Raw genomic sequence first — 21,221 nt, forward strand, 5'->3', positions numbered from 1 at the left:
TTGCATTCTCAGTTCACCCTTTCCTCCCTCTTTTTCCTTTCAAACCCTACTCAATCCCTTCTAACTCCCAGGACAAAAAAACCTTCATCAACCCCTAATTGAAAAAATAAGCACAATAATTGAGAAAATAAGCCAAATTTAGGGTTGATTTTTCTAATACTCTTGTTATATACTTTGATAGAACATTGCAAATGATAATCATTATCAACGTTTTATCAACTAGCTGAGCACTATGTTAAACATCTATTTCATTCAGCAAAAATAAAACATAGGTAGTCGTTTTATCATTTCAATAATCTGTTAGTTTTATAACAATTTATAATACATAGGGAAGAAGGTTTGAGAAATGGGGAAAATTAAATTAACGATCATTATGGCAATTTTTGTCTTGATGCTGGCGGCTTGTTCAAGTTCAGATACTGCAAATAGTGAGCCTGAGGCAAGTGAACCTGATACAAGTGAGGACGCTGAGTCTGCTGAGCCTGAAACAGTTGAAATCACTGATGCTCATGGAACGGTTACAGTTCCTGTCAATCCTAAGAATGTAGTTGCTTTGGATAATAGAACGTTTGAAACATTAGAAGCTTGGGATATTGAGTTAGCTGCTGTACCCAAAGCAGTAATGTTAGAAGATTCCCCATATGTAGCGGATGAGAATGTACAGGATATTGGAAATCACCGTGAACCAAACCTTGAAATATTAGCAGCTGCAGATCCTGAGCTTGTTATTGTGGGTCAAAGATTTTCAGGATTCTATGAAGATATTAAAAAGTTAGTGCCTAATGCTGCGGTTATCGATTTAAATGTTGACGTTTCTGAGGAAGCTGAAGCACCTGGTGAGAATTTGGTAAATGGTTTTAAAGAAACAACTCTTACTTTAGGGAAGATTTTTGATAAAAATGAAGAAGCTGAGCAATTAGCAGCAGATCTTGATGCAGCAATTGAAAAAGCGAAGTCTGCTTATAATGGCAGTGATAAAGTGATGAGTGTGATCGTTTCTGGCGGTGCTATTAATTTCTCAGCTCCACATACTGGACGTGTTTGGGGGCCGTTATATGATATCTTTGAATGGACTCCAGCTTTAGAGGTTGATGAAACGACTACAGATCACCAAGGCGATGAAATCTCAGTTGAGGCGATTGCACAAAGCAATCCAGATTGGTTGTTCGTGCTAGACCGTGATGCTCCAATATCTGGTGAAGCAGATAAAGTACCAGCACAAGATGTAATTGATAATTCACCTGCTCTTCAAAATACAACAGCTGTTTCTGAAGGACAGATCGTTTATGCACCAATGGATACGTACTTAAATGAATCAGTGCAAACTTTCATAGAGCTGTTTGAAAGCATTGCTGCTGCTCTAGCAGAGTAGTGTAAAGGGGTTTAACATAGTGCAGAAAAATATCATAGCCGGGATTGAGAAAAATTCTCAATCCCGGTTGTATAACCAAAATAAAATATGGACAAAACCTTTTATACTGGCGATTATCGTTGTTTTGGGTCTAGGAGTTGTCTCGCTTTTTACTGGAGTCTATGATATAAGCGGGCAAGAAGACGGGATGGAAATGTTTTTTATCACTCGTGTGCCAAGAACAGTTGCACTCATGCTTACCGGAGCTGCGATGGCAATGGCAGGGCTTGTTATGCAGCTTATTACACAGAACCGTTTAGTTGAACCTACCACAACAGGTACGATTGAGTGGGCAGGCTTGGGGCTTCTAGTTGTTTATTTATTTGTTCCAGGACCATCTTTGGTTCTTAGAATGACGGGTGCAATCATTTTTTCATTTGTGGGAACAATGATTTTCTTTTTATTTTTAAGACGGGTCAGACTTCGTTCCTCTTTAATTGTTCCGATTATTGGTCTGATGCTGGGTGCAGTTATTTCAGCTGTTTCCACCTTTTTAGGACTCTTTTTCCAAATGTCGCAAGTGATTGAGGGCTGGTTTGTCGGTTCTTTTGCGTCTGTTCAGGCTGGAAGGTATGAGTATTTATGGATCATTGTCATTGTTACAGTTCTTATTTTTATTTATGCAAACAGATTGACTTTAGCTGGCCTTGGAGAAGATGTCGCAACAAGTCTTGGAGTCAATTATAATACGCTCATTCTTTTGGCTAATGGTCTTATTGCTGTTGCAGTTGGTATTGTTGCAGCAGTAATTGGGAACTTGCCTTTTTTAGGTTTAATCGTCCCAAATATCATTTCCATGATTAGAGGAGATGATCTTAGAAGTAATCTGCCTTGGGTATGTTTGATCGGTATGGGGACGATTACTCTATGTGACATCATTTCTAGAACCATTATTATGCCTTTTGAAGTACCTGTCTCATTAATACTTGGATCTGTCGGTTCAGTCGTGTTTATTTCGATCTTATTGAGACAAAGAAAATCAAGGAGGCTAAGATGAACGCTTTAGAATATAAAAAGAAAGAAAATATGAAGAAAATTGATTTTAGCCTCCATCATAAAAGCAGATCTGCTAGTGCTTTTCGCACAAAGAAGGATGAAAAACGGTATTGGATTCTGCTCATAACATTGATTGCTTTGGGTCTTCTCTTTGCATTCGGCCTTTTGGTTTATAACAATCCGGTTCCAGTTGATTCACCTTCATTTATTCCAGTTGTTGAAAGAAGGATCGTCGCTGTTGTGGCCATGCTGATTGCGGCCATTTGCCACAGTTTGTCGACTGTTGCCTTCCAATCCATTACAAATAATCGAATTATAACGCCTTCTTTATTAGGCTTTGAATCACTGTACTCAACCATTCATACAAGTACAATGTTTATTTTTGGTGCTAGCGCAATGGTAAGTTTTAGCGGCATAGGACCATTTTTTCTTCAAGTTTGTCTTATGGTCTTAATGAGTTTGATCCTGTATGGCTGGCTGCTTTCGGGGAAATATGGGAATTTACAGCTTGTCCTTCTGATCGGAATTATTATTGGAACTGGGCTGAATACGATATCCGCTTTTATGAGGAAACTCCTTGCGCCATCAGAATTTGATCTTCTGCAGACAAGATTAATTGGTTCTGTTAATAATGCCGATCCAGCATATTTTCCGATTGTCATTCCAATGGTCATCATTGTCGCATTATTGCTTTATGTTTTTTCCAGGAAGTTAAATATATTGTCACTTGGAAAAGATGTCTCTACTACTTTTGGCGTTAAATACCAATCAAATGTCATTTACACGCTGGTACTTGTTGCTGTTTTAATGTCGATATCAACCGCTTTAGTTGGGCCGCTTACGTTCTTTGGCTTTTTAGTTGCCATTTTGAGTTATCAGGCTGCGCCAACTTATGATCACAAATATATTTTTCCAATGGCTCTTGCTATCGGGTTCTTTGTTTTAACGAGTGCATACTTTTTAATGTACCATGTATTTAATTCTCAAGCTGTTTCCGTTTTTATTGAACTGTTTGGCGGAATCGTATTTCTAATCGTCATTTTAAGGAAGAGGTCGCTATGATAAAGATTGAAAATGCTAGAAAGCTATATACGGAAGAAGTAAAAATTGGACCTTTGAATATTGAAATACCAAAGGCTGGGTTCACTTCTTTAATTGGACCCAATGGTGCTGGAAAGTCTACGACACTATTAATGATTGGAAGGCTTCTGGATTTGGATGAAGGTCAGATCATGGTAGCGAATATGGATGTTACTTCTTCGAAATCAAATGACTTAGCGAAAATTGTTACCATTTTGCGGCAGGAAAATCATTTTGTAACGAGGCTTACGGTTAGACAGCTGGCTGGATTTGGACGCTTTCCTTATTCAAAGGGTAGATTAACGAGAGAAGATGAAGAGATTATCTCTAAATATATCGATTTCTTAGATTTAACGGATCTGGAAGACAGATATTTAGATGAGCTTTCAGGCGGACAAAGACAAAGGGCATATGTTGCGATGGTGCTTTGCCAGGAAACTGAATATGTGCTTTTGGATGAGCCTTTAAACAATCTTGATGTTGCCCGATCTGTTCAAATGATGGAATATTTGCGGCATGTTGCGAATGAATTTGGAAGAACCATTTTGACTGTTATGCATGATATCAATTTTGCTGCTAAATATTCTGATCGAATTTGTGCGATGAAAGAAGGACAAATTGCGGCTTTTGGCACCGTAGAAGAGGTTATGGATCCAAAACTTTTAACAGATATTTTTGAAACGAAAATTGAAATTATTGAAGGTCCTTATGGGCCGATAGCTGTTTACTAGATTATTAAATTATTAGATGAAAATGGAACACACATTGAGGAGGATCACCATGCAAATATATTGGACAAAAATAAACAAGATTATTGAAGAAACACCTGAGGTGAGAACGTACCTGCTTGCCTGTCCGCAAAATTTTACATGGGAAGAAGGTTCTCACACCCACTTCGCATTGGAGGGTTTTAATGCAGGAGATAAACCCAACCGCAGTTTGATTCGCCATATGTCCATCTCCACTTTACCTCATGAAAATGCGATTGGAATCACAACACGCATTAGAGAGCAATGCTCTGAATTCAAAACGATATTAAAAAATCTTACAGTTGGCGATGAAGTTGCCATCTTTAAAACCCACTCAAATGTTCCGCTGAAAAGAGAAGGGAAAAATGTTTATCTGCTGTCATCAGGTGTTGGCCTGGCAACGTTCAGACCGCTTTTACTTGATTTCTTAAACCGGGCTGACAATGTGAATCATATTCATTCCTTAAATATTGATTCATCAAAGAAGTTCTTATTCACAGATGTTTTCGCTTCTTCACCTGATAAGAAGGTTACAGCACAGTTCGTTGATAACCGTGAAGAATACTACGAAGAAGTGAAAAATCTGACTGATGACAAAGATGGTCTCTACTATGTTGTCGGAAGTGATGAATTCCTCCTGCAGAATATTAAAGTACTCCTTGAGCAAGGCATTAAGGCTGAACAGATCATACTAGATAAGCATGAACAGCAGCTGGCTGAGTTTCTGCCGCTTCACTTGTCAAATGAACGATAAAATACTTTTATATTGACAAGGTGACTATAAAAACTATATGGTAAATACAATAACTTAATATTTAGAAAATTTTTCTTATCCAGAGAGGTGGAGGGACTGGCCCTGTAAAGCCTCGGCAGCGAACTTTTGAGTTTGTGCCAATTCCAGTAGCGTGTGCTAGAAGATAAGAAGAGCGGCAGCAGTTTATGTTTATTTATCCCTCTTCTTATTTTTGAAGAGGGATTTTTATTTTAAAAAGATTGGTGAGGTGCTGGTAATGTCAACTGTAAAAAATGCGAATGATTTATTGCAGGCTATTGAGGTACTGAAAGGGAAGGAATGGGTCGATCTCACACATACATTTGGACCAGATTCTCCTCATTTCGCTGCATTTGAAGATGCTGAAATCCAAACACTTTTTACACATGATGATGGCTTTTTTGCACAGCGTTTTAATTTTCCTGGACAGTATGGTACCCATATTGACGCTCCTATTCATTTTGTTCGGAATAAGCGTTACTTAGAGGAACTTGGCCTGAAGGAATTGGTTCTGCCTTTAGTTGTCATTGATCAATCAAAGGAAGCTGAAGAAAATAATGATTTTATTCTAGGTGTTAAAGATATTCTAAAATTTGAAGAGGAGCATGGAACCATCGAAGCAGGCTCCTTTGTTGCATTGCGTACGGATTGGAGTCTTCGCTGGCCGAACAAGACTGCTTTTGAAAATAAGGATACAGAGGGAAATAGCCACACTCCAGGCTGGGGGATTGAGGCTTTAAAATTCTTATTCGAAGAAAGAAATATCAAGGCTGTTGGACATGAAACATTTGATACGGATGCAGCGATTGATGTTCGTAAAAATGGATCTCTAATTGGAGAATACTATGTACTGGAACAGGATACTTATCAGGTTGAATTATTAACCAATCTCAATAAATTGCCGGCAAAAGGTGCTGTTATCTTCAATATTTGTGCAAAGCCCGAAAAGGCTACAGGTTTTCCAGTTCGTTCTTTTGCTTTGCTGCCTTAAAGAGGAAAAGAGCCTCTCCATATGGAGGGCTCTTTCATTTTTGGAGAGATAATTGGTTATGATAAAAATATTCGGAAACCCTGAAAAGAGGTTTAAAGGAAACTTCATGAATAGAACGAAGATCAAATGATTTTATGTTAAAATGAGTAATGCCTTTTAGAAGTAATCCATGTGTTTTTAAGCAGAACCGTACAAGTTATAGGAGGAAGTAGAATGATCGATAATAATGATCTATTAATCCGTTTAAGATATGCGTTAGAAATTAAAAATATTCAAATGGCAGAGATTTTTAAACTGGGCGGCCATGAGGTTACAGTTCCAGAGGTAGTGAGAATTCTCAAGAAAGAAGACGAAGAAGAAGAGACAGACCGAATTAAGCTAACAAACAGCATGCTGAATTCATTCTTAAATGGCTTCATTATTTATAAAAGAGGAAAGCAGGAGCCAAAACCAGGCCAAGAAACTACTCCAGAACCGCCTATCAAAAATAACTCAAGCGTGAATAACATCCTTTTAAAGAAGGTTAAAATCGCCTTGTCTCTCACAACAGAAGACATGATTGAAATATTCAAATATGCCGGCTTAAATGTATCAAAAGGTGAAATTGGTGCGTTTTTAAGAAAAGAAGGTCATAAAAACTATAAAGTTTGTATGGACCATTTCGCGAGGAACTTTTTAAAAGGGCTAGCGATTAAGTATAGAGGCTAGGCGGTATTATAATGCTGCGGAAAAAAACAGCATCTACGTAATTTGTAGATGTTTTTTGTTGACCTCTAATTAACTGGAAATAGCACCAAAAAGCTCAGAACTAACGGTACTGGGCTTTTTTGCATTATTTTACTGAATCTTTTTTTACTTAACCAAAGGAAGAGTTTTGACCTTAATGTTTTGGGAAAGTAATTCCGCTATTTTTAATTTTATAATCTATCTAGGATTAAAAAATATCTATTAAATATCTATACTAATTACTATTATTTACATAAGTATAAAGTCATGTTTTGTCTTTTATTGTAAAAAAATAGGGGTTATAATAAATGTACTAATATGTATATAAATTCACATAAAGTATGTATAGATCATTTTGAAATAGGTGATGAGATGAAGCAAAAGTTGGTTCATTTGAAAGACAGGTTAAACGATTTAAGCAAAAGGAACCGGTCGATTCGAATGTTGAAACTCTATGATAAATGGGCATTTGATATCCATTCAATAAGTAAGCTAAAGCAAGCAGATACAGAAACGATTATTGAGAAAATGATGAAACAAAAGGGAAAAGCATTGCTCCTTAAACAGGACCTTAATAACGATGATACTTTAGTTCTTTCTAATAAAATTAACTCTTTGTACAGGAATATCAAAGGAATTGAAGAGGAAACAGGGCTTTATGATCTGTTTGTGGGATACCCTTATATTACAGGAACGATGCTGGATGGTACTTTTATTAGAGCTCCATTATTTTTATATCCTGTTAGACTTGAAAAAGAAAAGGCGAGCGGAACACAGTGGCAGCTGGATTTTAATGATGGAGAAATTCAACTAAACCGAACGTTATTTCTTGCTTTTAAAAAATTCAGCGGAATTTCTGTGCCTGAACAAATCTTTGAGGAAGCTGAGGAACAAGCTAGTTCTGGGAATTTCCTAAAGTGGTTATCATGGCTTAAAAAATACTCTTTAAATATTCTTTGGTCAAATAATCATGAGTTACAGGCGCTTAAAAACTATCGACAAGATGAAGTGCCAGATTTTAAATTAGGACAATTTGAGTTGGAAAACTTGGCTATCCTGGGGAACTTTCCACAAGGAAATTCCGCTTTACTAAAGGATTACGATGACCTAATTGAAATAGTTGAAGATGATAATGCCCATACGGATCTTGGAGTAGTTGGACAGCTGCTTCAAGCTGGAGTTGAATATGATGCAGGGCAGGATTATGAGGAAATGGAAGACAGAGAACCAATAGAAACGAGAGAGAAAGAAAAATTCTTTGTGTTAGATACTGATGCCTCACAAGAAGAAATTATAAAAGAAGTGGATAAACAGAAAGGTATTGTTATTCATGGACCACCTGGTACGGGAAAGTCGCAGGTCATTGTCAATTTAATCGCAAATGCCATCTCTCAAAACAAGAGGGTTCTACTGGTTTGTCAAAAAAGAGCTGCTTTAGATGTTGTTTATCAGCGTTTAGATTCGATTGATTTATCCTCTCAGGTAGCTTTGCTGCACGATGAAAAAAATGATCGCAAGTCATTATACAGAAAAATGCATAGTTTACTTGAGATTCATGGTGCAGAGGTTAACCATGAGAATGAACTCAACCAATTATCATCAAAGATTGAACAATATGAATATCAATTAAATGCAATAGCAAAAGGTCTTTATGAAGTTCAGCATCATGGATATAAAGCTTATGAGTTATATGGGCAAAGTAAACCCGTAACGAGCATTGAAACTATTTTGAACATGGAAGATATTATCTTATCTTTAAATAAAAATAACCTGGAAGAAACTTTAGTTAAAATTTTCTCTTACGGAAAATACTATAGCAGATTTGGCAGTCCAACTTATCCTTTAAAAGATAGATATCCTTTTACAAATCTAGAAATGAAGGATTCTTTAAAAGTAGTTGAAATTCTAAAAAATGTACAAGAAAAAGCCCGTAAGAGTATTGAATATCTGGAGAAATTTGAGCAGGAATTTATCACACCAGAATACAGTTGGAATATTAGCGACAAATTAGAAAAGATTTATGACGATTTAAGTCTTGAGGAAAAAAGAACCTTACAGAAATTGCGGCTTTGGTGGTGGACTTCATTTACAGGAAAGACAATTATAGAAGAATTATTGAATGAAGACAAATTCAAAGGTCTTTCTTCTAAAGAGTGGCCAAGACTAAGAGAAAGCCTAAGATTTCTTTATGAGCTTTCTCAGGTCTCCGAGAAAATGTCAAAAGAAGTGGGCACATTAAAAACTTATTTCTCAAAAGATGCCATTGATCAATTGAATAATAGAATAACGAAAGGTGATATTCCTTTAAGTGATTTCCAGCAGCAGCAAGAATTTATGATCCAAGATTTTGAGGAACTAAGGAACATGGATCGACATTACGAAGAGAGTCTACCTTATATACGTAATACCATTGATCTCCTGAAGGAAAAGACTGGCGATCATGTTCATAATCAGCTTGCGGAAGAATGGCTGGATATAGTAAAACAATCAGCCTATATTCATTGGATTGACCAAATTGAACAGAAGCACCCTGTATTAACAAAGATTGGTACAGAAGAGATACAGGAAGTGCGCGAAAATTTTAAAAAGTTGCTAGTTCAAAAAAGAGATTTATCAGTAAAGGTATTAATCAATCGTCTTCTAAAGAAGCTGCAGAATGCGAAAGAGTATAACAGCAAAGCAATGAAAGAACTAAAGCACCAGGTTGGAAAGAAACGTATGGTTTGGCCAGTGCGAAAGCTCGTTAGGCAGTTTTCAAGCAATGGATTACTAGATGCAATGCCAATATGGCTGACATCTCCTGAAACGGCATCTGCCATTTTTCCTTTGCAGAAAGATCTGTTTGATGTAGTTATATTCGATGAAGCATCACAATGTACGGTTGAAAATGGGCTTCCTTCAGCATATCGGGGTTCAACACTTGTTGTAGCAGGTGACGAAAAACAGCTTCCGCCATCAAGTTTATTTAAAGGCGGAATTCAAGGAGATGAAGATGATGAAGAACAGATGGAGCTGCAAGAATCTGAAAGTCTTCTCAACTTGTCTAAACGAATTTTGCCTGAAAGAATGCTGCAATGGCACTACCGTTCAAGATCAGAGGAATTAATTAATTTTTCCAATCATGCTTTTTATAATGGCAACATCCAAGTGGCACCAAATGTGCAGCCTCTGAAATCACCGGCGGCCATTCAATGGAGAAGAGTAGATGGAAAGTGGATTGATCAATGTAACCGGATTGAGGCAGAGGCAGTGGTAGCCTTAATTAAGGATATTATGGTTATGAACCCAACAAAATCAGTTGGTGTTATTACATTTAACGCGAAACAGCAGGAGAAAATTCTGGATAGCATTGAAAGCGAAGTTGATAAAGATCCTGAATTCGGAGTGATTTACCAGCAGGTGATGAGTAAGGAACTAGACGAACGGCTCTTTGTGAAAAATATTGAAAATGTTCAAGGCGATGAACGAGATATTATTGTTTTCTCTATAGCTTATGCCAGAAATGAAGAAGGCCGAGTGTACAATCGATTTGGAACATTAGGGCAACAAGGGGGAGAAAACCGATTAAATGTTGCGATTACACGAGCAAAAGAACAGATTTATGTAGTCTCAAGTATTGAACCTAGTGATTTAAATGTAACAAATGCTAAAAATGATGGGCCAAGACTGCTTAAGAACTATTTAGAATATGCTAAAGCTGTTTCATCGTTGAGAAAGGATGAAGTTGAAGCTGTTTTAGTCCAATTAAATGAAGCTAAGAATACAAAAAAACAGGCAACAACCTTATCGTTTGATTCTCCATTTGAAGAAGAAGTCTATAGAGAACTAACCAAATTAGGATATAGATTGGATACGCAAGTAGGAATGTCTGGTTATCGAATTGATCTGGCTGTTGTCCACCCTGAACTCCCAGAAAAATATATCTTAGGTATAGAATGCGATGGTGCCATGTATCATAGTTCACCTTCTGCAAAAGAGCGAGATGTATATCGACAAAGATTCTTAGAATCTAAAGGCTGGATAGTTACACGAATATGGAGCCGCAACTGGTGGAGAAATTCAAGTGTTGAAATTGAAAGAATTGATAAAATGATTAAGCAAATGGTTGAGGACGAAAGGGTCAAGGAATTGGTCTGAAAAAATAATATAGATATTTGCGAATGTACGCCGTGTATGGTGTACATTCTTTTTATTTAAAAAGAGGAATAAGTTTTACCGGGATAATTATTGTAATGTATCTACACAATCTGTAGATGTTTTTGTGACTTTTAAATAGCTACCCTTTGAACCGTGGAACAATCCGTGAAACAAGATTTTTCGGGGCGTCACAGTGACCATAATTTGTTTATATGAACAAGGTCCCGTTTATGGTATGATCAAATCTGTGAAATTTATCTATTTATCAGGAGGAAGGGCCTATGATTTTTATGAGAAATCTCAATTTTTTCTTTCAAAAACAACAAGTGAATAGGGATTTATCTGAAAATCAGCTGCAAGTTCATTCTGATAAGCTGTCAGCTTTTTTAAAAGAAAAAGGCGGCAATCATGTATCGCATTTAATTTTTTTACAAGATAAACAACAATTCTGGTCAGGTGACCAAAGTGTTTTAATTATGTATAAGCAGATTTTTAATAAATTTGTTGTTCTTGGCGATCCAATCGGAGACGAAGCACATTTCGGCAGAGCCATTAAAGAATTTAATGAATACTGTAAATGGAAAAAGGCAAAGCCTGTTTTTTACCAAGTGACTCCTCAGTACATGCAGCATTATCATGATGGCGGTTATCGATTTGTAAAATTGGGTGAGGAAGCTGTCATTAAGTTAAATCAATTTACACTTGAAGGAAAAAAAGCGGGAAAATTCCGAAATACGATGAGTAAGTTTTCCAGAAGCGGCTTTTCATTTAGTGTGGCAGAGCCTCCGCATTCACAAATGCTGATTGCAGAAATTCAAGAAGTCTCTAATTCTTGGTTAGGAAGTCAGAAGGAAAAAGGCTTTTCGGTTGTTTCTTTTTGTCAAAATTATGTTTCTCATTTTCCGATTGCCATTTTGCGTGACGATGCGGGAAAAATTACGGCGTTTGCTACATTAGCCGATGATTATAAACAGACACTGAGCATTGATCTGATGAGAAAGACCGAGAGCAGTCCTCCTGGTGCAATGGATATGCTATTTTTAAGCATTTTTGAATGGGCTAAAAATAATCAATTTCAAGAATGCAGTTTAGGAATGGCGCCTCTTTCCAATGTTGGAGATGGTCAGGATTCTTTTATGGCTGAAAAGATGATACGTCTGGTTTATCGCTATGGAAATAAAAAATATAATTTTAAAGGGTTAAGAGAATATAAAAGTAAATTTGCAACAGATTGGGAGCCGAAATATTTAGCATACAAAAAATCCTTTTTGCCTGTGATTTTTCTTCAATTAATTGTTTTGATTAACCGAAAGAGACAACTACAAGAAAAAGCGATCATCAACAGCAATGATATGTTTATAAAAAAGGTTTTTAGAAAACTAGATTTTTAGCGTCCGCTAATGTGATGGTAGTGAGGGGAAATATATGCTTTTGCAGAGAGATTTAATTATACGGTTTCTTAAATATAGCCTGGTCGGCTGCATCAGTGTGGGTGTGTATTTTCTATCTGTTTTTATTTTTATTGAAAAATATCAATGGGATCCGGTGATTGGATCTGCAGCTGCTTTTATCATCATGACGATTGTTTCGTTTTTAATAAACATTCGTTATACATTTAACAGCCGGTTTACTCAGCGTAAATTAGTTCGGTTTTTATTAGTTTCGCTGGTCGGATTTTTGTTGAATGTCATTCTTATATTTTTTATTGTTCATATTCTTTCTTTTCATTACTTCATTGGAGAGCTGGTAACTGTTCTCGTGATTCCACTGGTCAATTTTTTATTAAATAATTATTGGACTTTTCAGGGGGAATAATATATTCTTCGCTGAATATTATCGTTTTTAAAAGCACCTGCATATGTTTGCAGGTGCTTTTGGTTTATATACAATTATTGCTGATAGTACTAATTCGAACCGTGGAACAACTTGTGAAACAATATTTTTCGGGGCGTCACAGTGACGCAAAATTCTTGTACAATAAAAACAAAGCTAACCGAAAGGAGTTCAGCGGATGTTCCTGGATTGTTTAATTGTCGATGATGAGGTTGCTTTGGCTGAGTCGACTTGTGAGTATTTTAATATGTTTGATGTGAAGTCTGAGTTTGTGACGGGGGCGGAGGAATGCGAGCGATTCCTTGAGAAAAATCAGCCGTCGCTGATTCTTCTTGATATTAATTTGGGAGATTCATCTGGATTTGACTTGTGCAAAAAATTGCGCCAGACTACACAGATTCCGATTTTGTTTATCAGTGCGCGTTCTAGTGATGACGATGTATTAATTGCCCTAAACATTGGGGGAGATGACTATATCCAAAAGCCATATACATTAAGCATCTTATTGGCAAAAGTAAAGGCTGTACTTAAAAGATATGGCAGCAGTCAAAGAGGCTGCCTGGAAACTATAGAGTTCGGCAATATCCAAATTGATACAAAGCTGCATCGTGTAAGGGTAAATGGAGTTGCTATTGGCCTCAAAACAATGGAATATAAGCTTCTGTCCTACTTGGCGAATAATAAGAATCGAATCATCACAAAAGATGAATTGTTTCAGAATGTTTGGGGAGACGTCTTTGTAGGGGACGGAACCTTAAATGTCCATATTCGTCATTTGCGTGAGAAAATTGAAAAGGATCCTAAGGAACCGCAATACATCAAAACAGTCTGGGGAACAGGTTATGTTTTAGAGGATATCAGCTAATGAAAGTTAAGTTGTTAATCATGATTATACTTGCTGTATTTAGTGCAGGATTAATTTTCTCTATCCTCATTATAAAAAATAAAAATCTGCCAGTCGCCGATCTGGCTGCCATTAATGATGTGGTGAAAACAGCTGAAGCAAATTGGGGAAATTTCAGCGAAAATTCATTCAACAACAGCGACATCAAACAATCTTTTGCTATCATAGATGATCAATCAAACGTGATCTATCAAACACCCGGCAATCATTTTACCGATTTATACGAAGCCATAAGAAATAGGGATACCATTGTAGACATACAGAATTATGACGAAACGGTTGGAAAGGTCATTATCCGCAATAATGAGCAAGAGCTTTTGCAGCAGATGAAGACGGAATTAATCACTTTTGTAAGTTTTATATTTGGAATATTGATGCTAGTTAGTATTCTTTATATTGTTTATATTCATAGAACACTATTAAAACCATTTCAGCAGCTTCAGCACTTTGCAGCGAATATAGCAAGAGGTCATCTGGATATTCCTTTACCTATAAAGAAGGATAATTATTTTGGTGCTTTCACAGAAAGCTTTGATTTGTTGCGTGAAGAACTTGATGCAGCCAAACAAAGAGAATATGAATCTAATCAGAGCAAGAAGGAGCTAGTGGCAACATTGAGTCATGATATAAAAACACCTGTTGCTTCAATTAAAGCGGTTAGTGAATTAATGCTCGTGCAGGCAAATGATGAGAAAGTGAGAAAGCGTGTGAACACGATTTATTCGAAAGCAGAACAAATTGACTTGCTCATAACGGATATGTTCCACGCCACTTTAGAAGAACTGCAGCAATTAAAGTTAACCGTTACTGAAGTATCAAGTGAAGAACTTCTTACCATGATTGAAAACGTCAATTATGATCAGCAAATTGTTTATGGTTCGCTGCCGCAGTGTATTATTTTAATCGATCCTGTAAGAATGCAGCAGGTCATAGACAATATTATTAGTAATTCCTATAAATACGCAGGTACACAGATCAAGATCAGCTCTCAAATTAATCAAGGTTTCCTTGAACTCCACATAATGGATTTCGGCATGGGAATTAGTGAAGATGAAGTGCCTCTCCTTTTTAATAAATATTATCGGGGGAGAAATGTGGAAGGGAAAACCGGTTCAGGTCTGGGTTTATACATATCAAAGTACTTTATGGAAAGCATGGACGGCCAAATTAGCTGTCACAGCCGAGAAGATGGTTTCACCGTCTCCCTTAAAATCAAGCTCCCGTAATAATTAAGAATCAGTTAAGAATTGCACAAAGATTTAATAAGAACTCATTTTGTATGATAAGACTGTACTCGTTTTTACAGTCTTTTTTTATTCTGTTAAATAGTAAGGGAGTTGCCAAATGTATGACAAAAACCATTATTAGAACGGAAAAGCTTTGTAAGACCTTCTCAAGTGGCGGAACGCAGCAGCATGTCTTGAAAAACTTAGATATCAGTTTACTGGAAGGAGATTTTACGATCATAATGGGCAGTTCAGGCTCAGGGAAATCTACTTTGCTTTATGCGATTAGCGGTATGGATCAACCAACTTTAGGGGAAATCGATTTTGCTGGTAAAAGGTTGGCGAAGTTCAGCAACGATCAGCTGGCTGTTTTTAGGAGAAAGCATTGCGGGTTTGTCTTTCAGCAAATTTATCTGCTTGATAATATGAGTGTGCTGGATAACGTGCTGACAAGCGGCCTCTTAGTTAGTAAAAATAAGAGAGAACTCGTTCAAAAAGCCAAAGAATTATTAAAACAAGTAGGGATAGAGGAAAACTCATGGGCTAAGTTTCCAGCACAGCTTTCCGGCGGTGAAGCACAGCGGGTTGGAATTGTAAGAGCTATCATCAACAAACCGAAAGTATTATTTGCAGACGAACCGACAGGTGCCTTGAATTCCGCTTCAAGTGATCGTGTTTTGGATGTTTTTACAGATATAAATACGAAAGGACAAAGTATTGTCTTAGTTACACATGATCTAAAAACAGCATTGCGGGGAAATCGCGTGATTTATCTAAAAGACGGTGTCATTTGCGGTGATTTGCAGCTAGGGGCATTTAGTGAGAATGAGAACCTTGAGCGTCTTGAAAAGCTCAAACACTTCCTTGCAGAAATGGGGTGGTGATGTGAAGATAATGAAACTAGCCTTGGCTAATATTAGAAAAAGTAAGTCTGCTGCTGTCTCTTTATTTATCTTTATAACGGTTGCTGCAATGCTTCTTAATATTGGCCTAATGGTCATCACCCAAATGAATCCTTTTTTTGATGAGAAAGTTGAAGAATTAATAGATCCCCATGTAGCCATTATGATGGATCAAGCTAGTTATCATTCAGGATATGACGAATTTTTAACAAACTACTCTGGGGTAACAAAAACTGAAAAAGAAGATATTGTCATGATGAACCTTGCTAAATTTAATTATGGAAGCAGTGAGTTAACCAGCAGTGTTGCCATCTTTAATGCAGATAATAGCCGAAGTATTGGACCATTAAAACTGATTGAAAAACTAGATACTTCAAATGCCAACGATATTTTTGTTCCTTATAGTTTTAAAACGAATGGGGGATATAAATTAGGAGATAGCTTTACCATCACATATCTTGGTGCAGTCTATGAATATCACATAGCAGGATTCTTAGAAACGACCATTATGGGTACAACCAACATCGGAGTTATGAAATTCATGCTGCCGGAGAGATCCTTTCAAACACTGGCAGATCATGTAGATGATTCATCAAATGGAATCATTCTATCTGCACTGATGGAAGAAAAAACGGAATCTCCGAAGCTTTTAAATGATTTCACTAAGAAATTTCCCCAAACAATTGCAGGAGAGACTTCTTCCTATGTATTAGGATTGGATATTGAAATAGTGAAAAATGTAAGTACGTTAACCATTAATATTATCGCGACAATACTGGTAGCTTTTGCAGCCATTATTGTGCTTATATCACTAATTGTTATTACATTCCGAGTATCTAATAGCATTGAAGATGGAATGGGGAATATAGGTGTATTAAAGGCAATTGGCTATACCAGCAGGCAAATTCTTTCATCCATTATCCTGCAGTTTATCGTCATCGTTTTTTGTGCAGGTGTGGCTGGAATTGTTTTGTCATATGTTTTAATGCCTTTCTTTGGTGGTGCTATTTCATCCTTATCTGGCTTAGTTTGGATTCAAAAATTTGATGTTTTAATAAATTTTGTAAGTATCATGCTTGTCATTTTTTTAGTTGTGATGGTTACCCTGCTATCAGCCTTTCGGGTCAGAAGGATTTTACCTGTCGAGGCACTGCGCGGCGGCATTCAAACACATAGTTTTAGAAAAAATTACTTTCCATTGGAGAAAGAGCGAGGGAATCTTCATTTCCTGCTTGCGATTAAATCAACGCTTATAAATGCAAAACAAAATATAATGATATTCATTATAATTAGTGCATTAACTTTAGCTGCTATTTTTTCTGCAGTTCTGTACTATAATGTAGCTTCAGACAAAACGGCATTTATTCATTTATTCGGTACTGAACCTGCAAATGTAATGGTTAATATGAAACCTGATACTGATACAGGAGACATGCTGAATGATATTAAGAAAATGGATCATGTGAGAAATGTAAATTTATTCGACTTAATTACAGTAAAAATTGATGATCAAACTGTTTATACAAACGTTACACACGATTACAGCAAATTAGAAAATAATATTGTTTATGATGGCCGGCAGCCAATTCATGAAAATGAAATATCCCTCTCATGGATTGTATCCAGCCAAATCAATAAAGGGATTGGCGATACCGTTGAGGTAGTATATGGCAGTGAAAAGAAGCGATTTCTGGTAACTGGCCTCAGTCAATCTGTTGGAAATCTAGGACAGGTAGCGGCACTGACAATGGAAGGGATCCAGCAATTAGAATCAACATACAAAGGGACTTCTCTATATGTCTATTTGGATGGTATATCGAATAAAGACTTTATGAATAAAGTTGTGCAACAGTACGGTGATCAGATTGCTGAAACATTAGATATTGACGATAATATTGAAACCCAAACGGGGATGTATACAGCTGCGGTATTCGCTGTGATGCTGATCGTTTTGACCATAACCGTCCTCGTTGTAGTATTAATTCTATATCTAGTAATCAAAACGGTCATTATTAAGCGTAAAAAAGAGTTTGGGGTCATGAAAGCAATAGGGTATACAACCCTTCAGCTCATGAATCAAATATCCATCAGTTTTCTTCCAGTTGTCACAGCTGGTGTAGTGATGGGTGGGATACTTGGTTATTTTTTTACGAATCCAATGCTGTCCCTATTACTCTCAAATGCAGGAGTTAAGCGGTTGGATTTCACCATTCATTTACCAACCATTCTATTAATCTGTACAGCGATCTTTGTTTTAGCTTATGTAGTCTCCATGCTTGTATCGCGAAGAATTAAGAAGATATCTGCTTATGGGTTGATTACGGAATAAACTATTCTCTGCTGAACAGGCAAAAGAGCCTAATCCTATAACAGGATTAGGCTCTTTACGGTTGTGAAACAATTGCTGTGAAACAAGAAAAACCGGGGCGTCACTGTGACCGCTTAAGTAATCGGAGCCGGATTAAACGGAGTAAAATCATTATAGATTTCATATTTCTCTGCACAGGTTTGCCGTCCGCTGGCGACATCGATGATTTCGTTAAATAAGTGTGTCCCGATTTCTTGGATGGTGGCTTCTCCTGTTGCAATTGGTCCAGCGTTCACATCAATGAGGTCATGCCACATGTTTTTTAGATCGTTTCTAGTTCCTACTTTAATCACTGGAGCCGCGGCCAGTCCATATGGCGTTCCTCTTCCTGTCATAAAAACCTGAAGGGTCATGCCGCTGGATAGCTGGCAGGAGCCGCATACAAAGTCACTGGCAGGGGTTGCCGCAAAAATCATTCCTTTTTCTGCAGGTCTTTCTCCAGGAGAGAGCACCTCTACGATTGGTGAGGAACCAGACTTCGCAATGGAGCCCATCGCTTTTTCCACGATATTGGATAGTCCGCCTTTTTTGTTCCCAGGTGTAGGATTTGCGGAACGGTCCACATGAGAATTTTCTAAGTACTGATCATACCATTTCATCTCTGCTGCTAATTTGTTTGCTACCTCTTCATTCACACAGCGTTCAGCAATAAGATGAACTCCATCGCGAACCTCTGTTACTTCAGAAAACATCACAGTTGCACCGGCATTTACGAGCAAATCAGCGCTATATCCTGCTGCCGGATTGGCAGTAACACCTGAAAACGCATCACTTCCACCGCATTGCAGCCCAATACATAATTGTGAGAGAGGCAGTTCAACCCGCTGTCTTTTGTTTAGTTTTTTCAGCTTATGTTGTGCCATTTTCATCATTTCCGAGATAATGGCATCATGCCCGTTTACTTCTTGTAATGTCAGCACATTTTCAGGTGTGTTATAGTCTTCATCCATTAGCATTTCTAATGTTAACTTCTCACATCCTAGAGAAATGATCATCGTTTCACCGCCGAAGTTCGGGTGTTTCACCATATTTCTCAGCATGCGAATGGGAATAACCGCGTCAGGAGCAGAGATCGCGACCCCGCATCCATATGCGTGATTAATCGCTACAATATCATCTACATTAGGGTATTGCGGCAGAAGGGTTTCTTTCATCTTTTTCACAGCATTGTTTAAAATCCCAGTGACACACTGAACGGTTGTCACAATGCCTAAAATGTTTCTTGTCCCTGCAAATCCGTCTTCATTAGGAAAACCCATAAATGTTCTGACAGGAGGCTCTGGTAAATCACTCATTAAGTTGACGGCATAGCTCATATCATCCAGCGAAGGCGGGATGGGAAGCTGCAGCATATGCTCATTAATCCAATCTCCTTTTTGAATATCTGTAAGTGCGTAGCCTAGAGTCACGCCATATCGAATGATGGCTTCACCTTCAGCTATATTGCAAAGTGCAATCTTATGACCTTGTGGAATATCTTGATTGACTTTGACGCCATCCATTATTTCCGTTCCAGAGGCAATGGCATTAACAGTAATGGCAACGTTATCACTTTCGTTCACTTTAATGTAAGTTATCCCCACATTTTTCCCCTCCTGCAGTCTTGTTCTTTCTTTGCCTTCATTGTACGCTTAGAGAAAATAGAAGAAAACGTTAATCATTTTAGATTGCTCTTAATAAAATTAAGAGTTAGGGGTGTTTCGTGAATGGATTTAAAGCAGCTGGAATATATCATAAAAATAGCTGAGGAAAAGAATATTACGAGAGCCGCGGAAAAACTGTTTATCACCCAATCAGCCTTGAATCAGCAGCTTCTTAAATTAGAAAAAGAACTCGGTGCACAGCTATTTCTGCGATCAAGAGCGAATTGGCAGCTGACAAGGGCAGGGGAGATTTATATTGAAAATGCCAAGAGCATAATGCGTATCAAAAAAGATACGTATAATCAAATAAATGACCTGCTGGAGAAGCAAAAAGGAAAGATCACTATAGGATTAACCCATGAGCGGGGTTATGAAATGTTTGCTTCTGTCTATCCGATTTTTTATAAAAAGTTCCCTCATATAAAAATTGAACCGTACGAGCTGACGGTCAGACAGCAGCAGCACGAAATCATGGCCGGAAATCTTGATCTTGGTTTTCTGACTTTACAAGATCACCAGAAAACAAAGGATGAGTATATCCCTATTTGTAAGGAAGAAATTATTTTGGCTGTGCCAGGGTCTCACCCTCTAGCTCATTTAGGCGCAGCGGTCGGTGATACTCTCCCCGAAATTGATTTACAGCACTTTCATGCAGATTCCTTTGCTATTATGCAAAAAGGCTCTACTTTACGAGACCTTTTCGATCAGCTTATCAGTGAAGATGAGCTAAATATCTTGCTTGAAACGAAAAGCTGTCACAATCTGTTTACAATGGTTGCTGAAGGAATTTGCTGTTCGGTCATTCCAGCTATTTATGCAAAAGACCATCACAATGTGAAATACTTTTCGATCAGACAAAAACCCACATGGAATATATACGCTTCATATAAAAAAGGCAGCTATCTGAGCCATCCTGCAAAAGAATTTATCCGCTATGCCTCTTTTTACTGGAATAAAAAATGCAATACTCTGTGGAACAATCTGTGAAACAAGAAAAACCGGGGCGTCACTGTGACTGCTATTTACAAAATAAGGAATCGAATCTAAAATTAAATTAGAAAATGAAAATGAAAATAAAGGGGGAATACGATGGAGAGAGAGTACAATGATTTAATAGGGGATATTTTAAAAAACACTGGTGAGAAGGATCAGGTAAAGGGAAAAGGAAAGCCTCTGCCAAAGGATTATTTGGAAAGAGATGTTTACCAAAACTTTCAGAAGATCGCAAAAGACGCCGGATACTTGCCTGAATGGCTGAAGCTGCAAAAGCAAATTTCTGAATCTATCCACCAATGCCAATCCGAAGAAGATATAAAAGTAATAAATGAAAAAATCATGAAGCATAACAAAATATGTCCACCTCCTATGCAAAAAAACCTCATATCCCTAGAAAACTTAGCTCACGCAAAAAACATCTGGTGATTCTTCAGCTAATTGAGAGCGCTAACTTTCCCAGGGGCGTTCTGTGGAACAATCTGTGAAA

Annotated in this window: 17 protein-coding genes and 1 riboswitch; of the genes, 16 read left to right on the forward strand and 1 reads right to left on the reverse strand. The window is 37.4% G+C overall.

The genetic code is table 11. From position 1 onward, the window contains the following. Positions 1–346: 346 nt before the first annotated feature. The 14 genes from J1899_RS02920 (at position 347) to J1899_RS02985 (ending at position 18,056) form a co-directional block, all read left to right on the forward strand. Positions 347–1,372, forward strand: a complete 1,026-nt coding sequence (locus J1899_RS02920; RefSeq protein WP_214477440.1) for a siderophore ABC transporter substrate-binding protein — start codon at positions 347–349, stop codon at positions 1,370–1,372. Between the two features lie 19 nt (positions 1,373–1,391). Beyond that, positions 1,392–2,408 (forward strand): ABC transporter permease, encoded by a 1,017-nt coding sequence (locus tag J1899_RS02925; protein WP_214477442.1) that lies wholly within the window; start codon positions 1,392–1,394, stop codon positions 2,406–2,408. Then, entirely contained in the window at positions 2,405–3,469 is a 1,065-nt protein-coding gene (locus J1899_RS02930; protein ID WP_214477444.1) for an iron chelate uptake ABC transporter family permease subunit, read from the forward strand. The genes J1899_RS02925 and J1899_RS02930 overlap by 4 nt, the downstream gene beginning before the upstream one ends. After that, complete coding sequence (locus J1899_RS02935; protein ID WP_066450172.1) at positions 3,466–4,218, forward strand: iron ABC transporter ATP-binding protein; 753 nt, start codon at positions 3,466–3,468, stop codon at positions 4,216–4,218. The genes J1899_RS02930 and J1899_RS02935 overlap by 4 nt, the downstream gene beginning before the upstream one ends. A 49-nt stretch (positions 4,219–4,267) precedes the next feature. Beyond that, positions 4,268–4,990 carry a dihydropteridine reductase gene (locus J1899_RS02940; RefSeq protein ID WP_214477447.1) on the forward strand — a complete coding sequence of 241 codons (723 nt, stop codon included), beginning with the start codon at positions 4,268–4,270 and terminating at the stop codon, positions 4,988–4,990. A gap of 72 nt (positions 4,991–5,062) precedes the next feature. Beyond that, a riboswitch (SAM riboswitch) is annotated at positions 5,063–5,160 on the forward strand. 86 nt (positions 5,161–5,246) lie between these two features. Beyond that, positions 5,247–5,999, forward strand: coding sequence for a cyclase family protein (locus tag J1899_RS02945; protein ID WP_214477449.1), 753 nt, complete (start codon positions 5,247–5,249; stop codon positions 5,997–5,999). A gap of 216 nt (positions 6,000–6,215) precedes the next feature. Then, positions 6,216–6,707: a YehS family protein gene (locus tag J1899_RS02950; RefSeq protein WP_214478733.1), complete on the forward strand. Its 492-nt coding sequence runs from the start codon at positions 6,216–6,218 to the stop codon at positions 6,705–6,707. A gap of 390 nt (positions 6,708–7,097) precedes the next feature. Beyond that, positions 7,098–10,862, forward strand: coding sequence for an AAA domain-containing protein (locus J1899_RS02955; RefSeq protein ID WP_214477451.1), 3,765 nt, complete (start codon positions 7,098–7,100; stop codon positions 10,860–10,862). 281 nt (positions 10,863–11,143) lie between these two features. Continuing rightward, complete coding sequence (locus J1899_RS02960) at positions 11,144–12,253, forward strand: phosphatidylglycerol lysyltransferase domain-containing protein (RefSeq protein WP_214477453.1); 1,110 nt, start codon at positions 11,144–11,146, stop codon at positions 12,251–12,253. Positions 12,254–12,287: 34 nt separating this feature from the next. Then, on the forward strand, positions 12,288–12,677 hold the full coding sequence (locus J1899_RS02965) for a GtrA family protein (RefSeq protein ID WP_214477455.1): 390 nt from the start codon (positions 12,288–12,290) through the stop codon (positions 12,675–12,677). Positions 12,678–12,873: 196 nt separating this feature from the next. Further along, positions 12,874–13,560, forward strand: coding sequence for a response regulator transcription factor (locus J1899_RS02970; RefSeq protein WP_214477457.1), 687 nt, complete (start codon positions 12,874–12,876; stop codon positions 13,558–13,560). Further along, positions 13,560–14,825 carry a HAMP domain-containing sensor histidine kinase gene (locus tag J1899_RS02975; RefSeq protein WP_214477458.1) on the forward strand — a complete coding sequence of 422 codons (1,266 nt, stop codon included), beginning with the start codon at positions 13,560–13,562 and terminating at the stop codon, positions 14,823–14,825. Before J1899_RS02970 ends, J1899_RS02975 begins: the two co-directional genes overlap by 1 nt. A 122-nt stretch (positions 14,826–14,947) precedes the next feature. Continuing rightward, a complete protein-coding gene (locus tag J1899_RS02980) occupies positions 14,948–15,709 on the forward strand; it encodes an ABC transporter ATP-binding protein (protein ID WP_214477460.1) in 762 nt (253 codons plus the stop codon). Positions 15,710–15,719: 10 nt separating this feature from the next. Then, positions 15,720–18,056 carry an ABC transporter permease gene (locus J1899_RS02985; RefSeq protein WP_246586659.1) on the forward strand — a complete coding sequence of 779 codons (2,337 nt, stop codon included), beginning with the start codon at positions 15,720–15,722 and terminating at the stop codon, positions 18,054–18,056. 113 nt (positions 18,057–18,169) lie between these two features. Here the strand turns inward: J1899_RS02985 and garD are convergent, their stop codons facing one another. Further along, positions 18,170–19,678, reverse strand: coding sequence for a galactarate dehydratase (garD, locus tag J1899_RS02990; protein WP_246586564.1), 1,509 nt, complete (start codon positions 19,676–19,678; stop codon positions 18,170–18,172). A gap of 123 nt (positions 19,679–19,801) precedes the next feature. Between garD and J1899_RS02995 the strand changes: the two genes are divergently transcribed. Beyond that, on the forward strand, positions 19,802–20,725 hold the full coding sequence (locus J1899_RS02995) for a LysR family transcriptional regulator (protein ID WP_214477462.1): 924 nt from the start codon (positions 19,802–19,804) through the stop codon (positions 20,723–20,725). 102 nt (positions 20,726–20,827) lie between these two features. Then, positions 20,828–21,160: a DnaJ family domain-containing protein gene (locus tag J1899_RS03000; RefSeq protein ID WP_214477464.1), complete on the forward strand. Its 333-nt coding sequence runs from the start codon at positions 20,828–20,830 to the stop codon at positions 21,158–21,160. The last annotated feature ends 61 nt before the right edge of the window (positions 21,161–21,221 follow it).

The organism is Cytobacillus gottheilii (genome assembly GCF_018582665.1).
In the GTDB taxonomy this organism is placed as follows: Bacteria; Bacillota; Bacilli; order Bacillales; family Cytobacillaceae; genus Cytobacillus; species Cytobacillus gottheilii.

What these genes read in the sequence shown, in the direction of transcription:
- J1899_RS02975 (WP_214477458.1), top strand. Translation starts at nt 13,560, where the DNA reads ATGAAAGTTAAGTTGTTAATCATGATTATACTTGCTGTATTTAGTGCA.
- J1899_RS02965 (WP_214477455.1), top strand. Translation starts at nt 12,288, where the DNA reads ATGCTTTTGCAGAGAGATTTAATTATACGGTTTCTTAAATATAGCCTG.
- J1899_RS02980 (WP_214477460.1), top strand. Translation starts at nt 14,948, where the DNA reads ATGACAAAAACCATTATTAGAACGGAAAAGCTTTGTAAGACCTTCTCA.
- J1899_RS02945 (WP_214477449.1), top strand. Translation starts at nt 5,247, where the DNA reads ATGTCAACTGTAAAAAATGCGAATGATTTATTGCAGGCTATTGAGGTA.
- J1899_RS02985 (WP_246586659.1), top strand. Translation starts at nt 15,720, where the DNA reads ATGAAACTAGCCTTGGCTAATATTAGAAAAAGTAAGTCTGCTGCTGTC.
- J1899_RS02940 (WP_214477447.1), top strand. Translation starts at nt 4,268, where the DNA reads ATGCAAATATATTGGACAAAAATAAACAAGATTATTGAAGAAACACCT.
- J1899_RS02960 (WP_214477453.1), top strand. Translation starts at nt 11,144, where the DNA reads ATGATTTTTATGAGAAATCTCAATTTTTTCTTTCAAAAACAACAAGTG.
- J1899_RS02955 (WP_214477451.1), top strand. Translation starts at nt 7,098, where the DNA reads ATGAAGCAAAAGTTGGTTCATTTGAAAGACAGGTTAAACGATTTAAGC.
- J1899_RS02935 (WP_066450172.1), top strand. Translation starts at nt 3,466, where the DNA reads ATGATAAAGATTGAAAATGCTAGAAAGCTATATACGGAAGAAGTAAAA.
- J1899_RS02995 (WP_214477462.1), top strand. Translation starts at nt 19,802, where the DNA reads ATGGATTTAAAGCAGCTGGAATATATCATAAAAATAGCTGAGGAAAAG.
- J1899_RS02970 (WP_214477457.1), top strand. Translation starts at nt 12,874, where the DNA reads ATGTTCCTGGATTGTTTAATTGTCGATGATGAGGTTGCTTTGGCTGAG.
- J1899_RS02920 (WP_214477440.1), top strand. Translation starts at nt 347, where the DNA reads ATGGGGAAAATTAAATTAACGATCATTATGGCAATTTTTGTCTTGATG.
- J1899_RS03000 (WP_214477464.1), top strand. Translation starts at nt 20,828, where the DNA reads ATGGAGAGAGAGTACAATGATTTAATAGGGGATATTTTAAAAAACACT.
- J1899_RS02930 (WP_214477444.1), top strand. Translation starts at nt 2,405, where the DNA reads ATGAACGCTTTAGAATATAAAAAGAAAGAAAATATGAAGAAAATTGAT.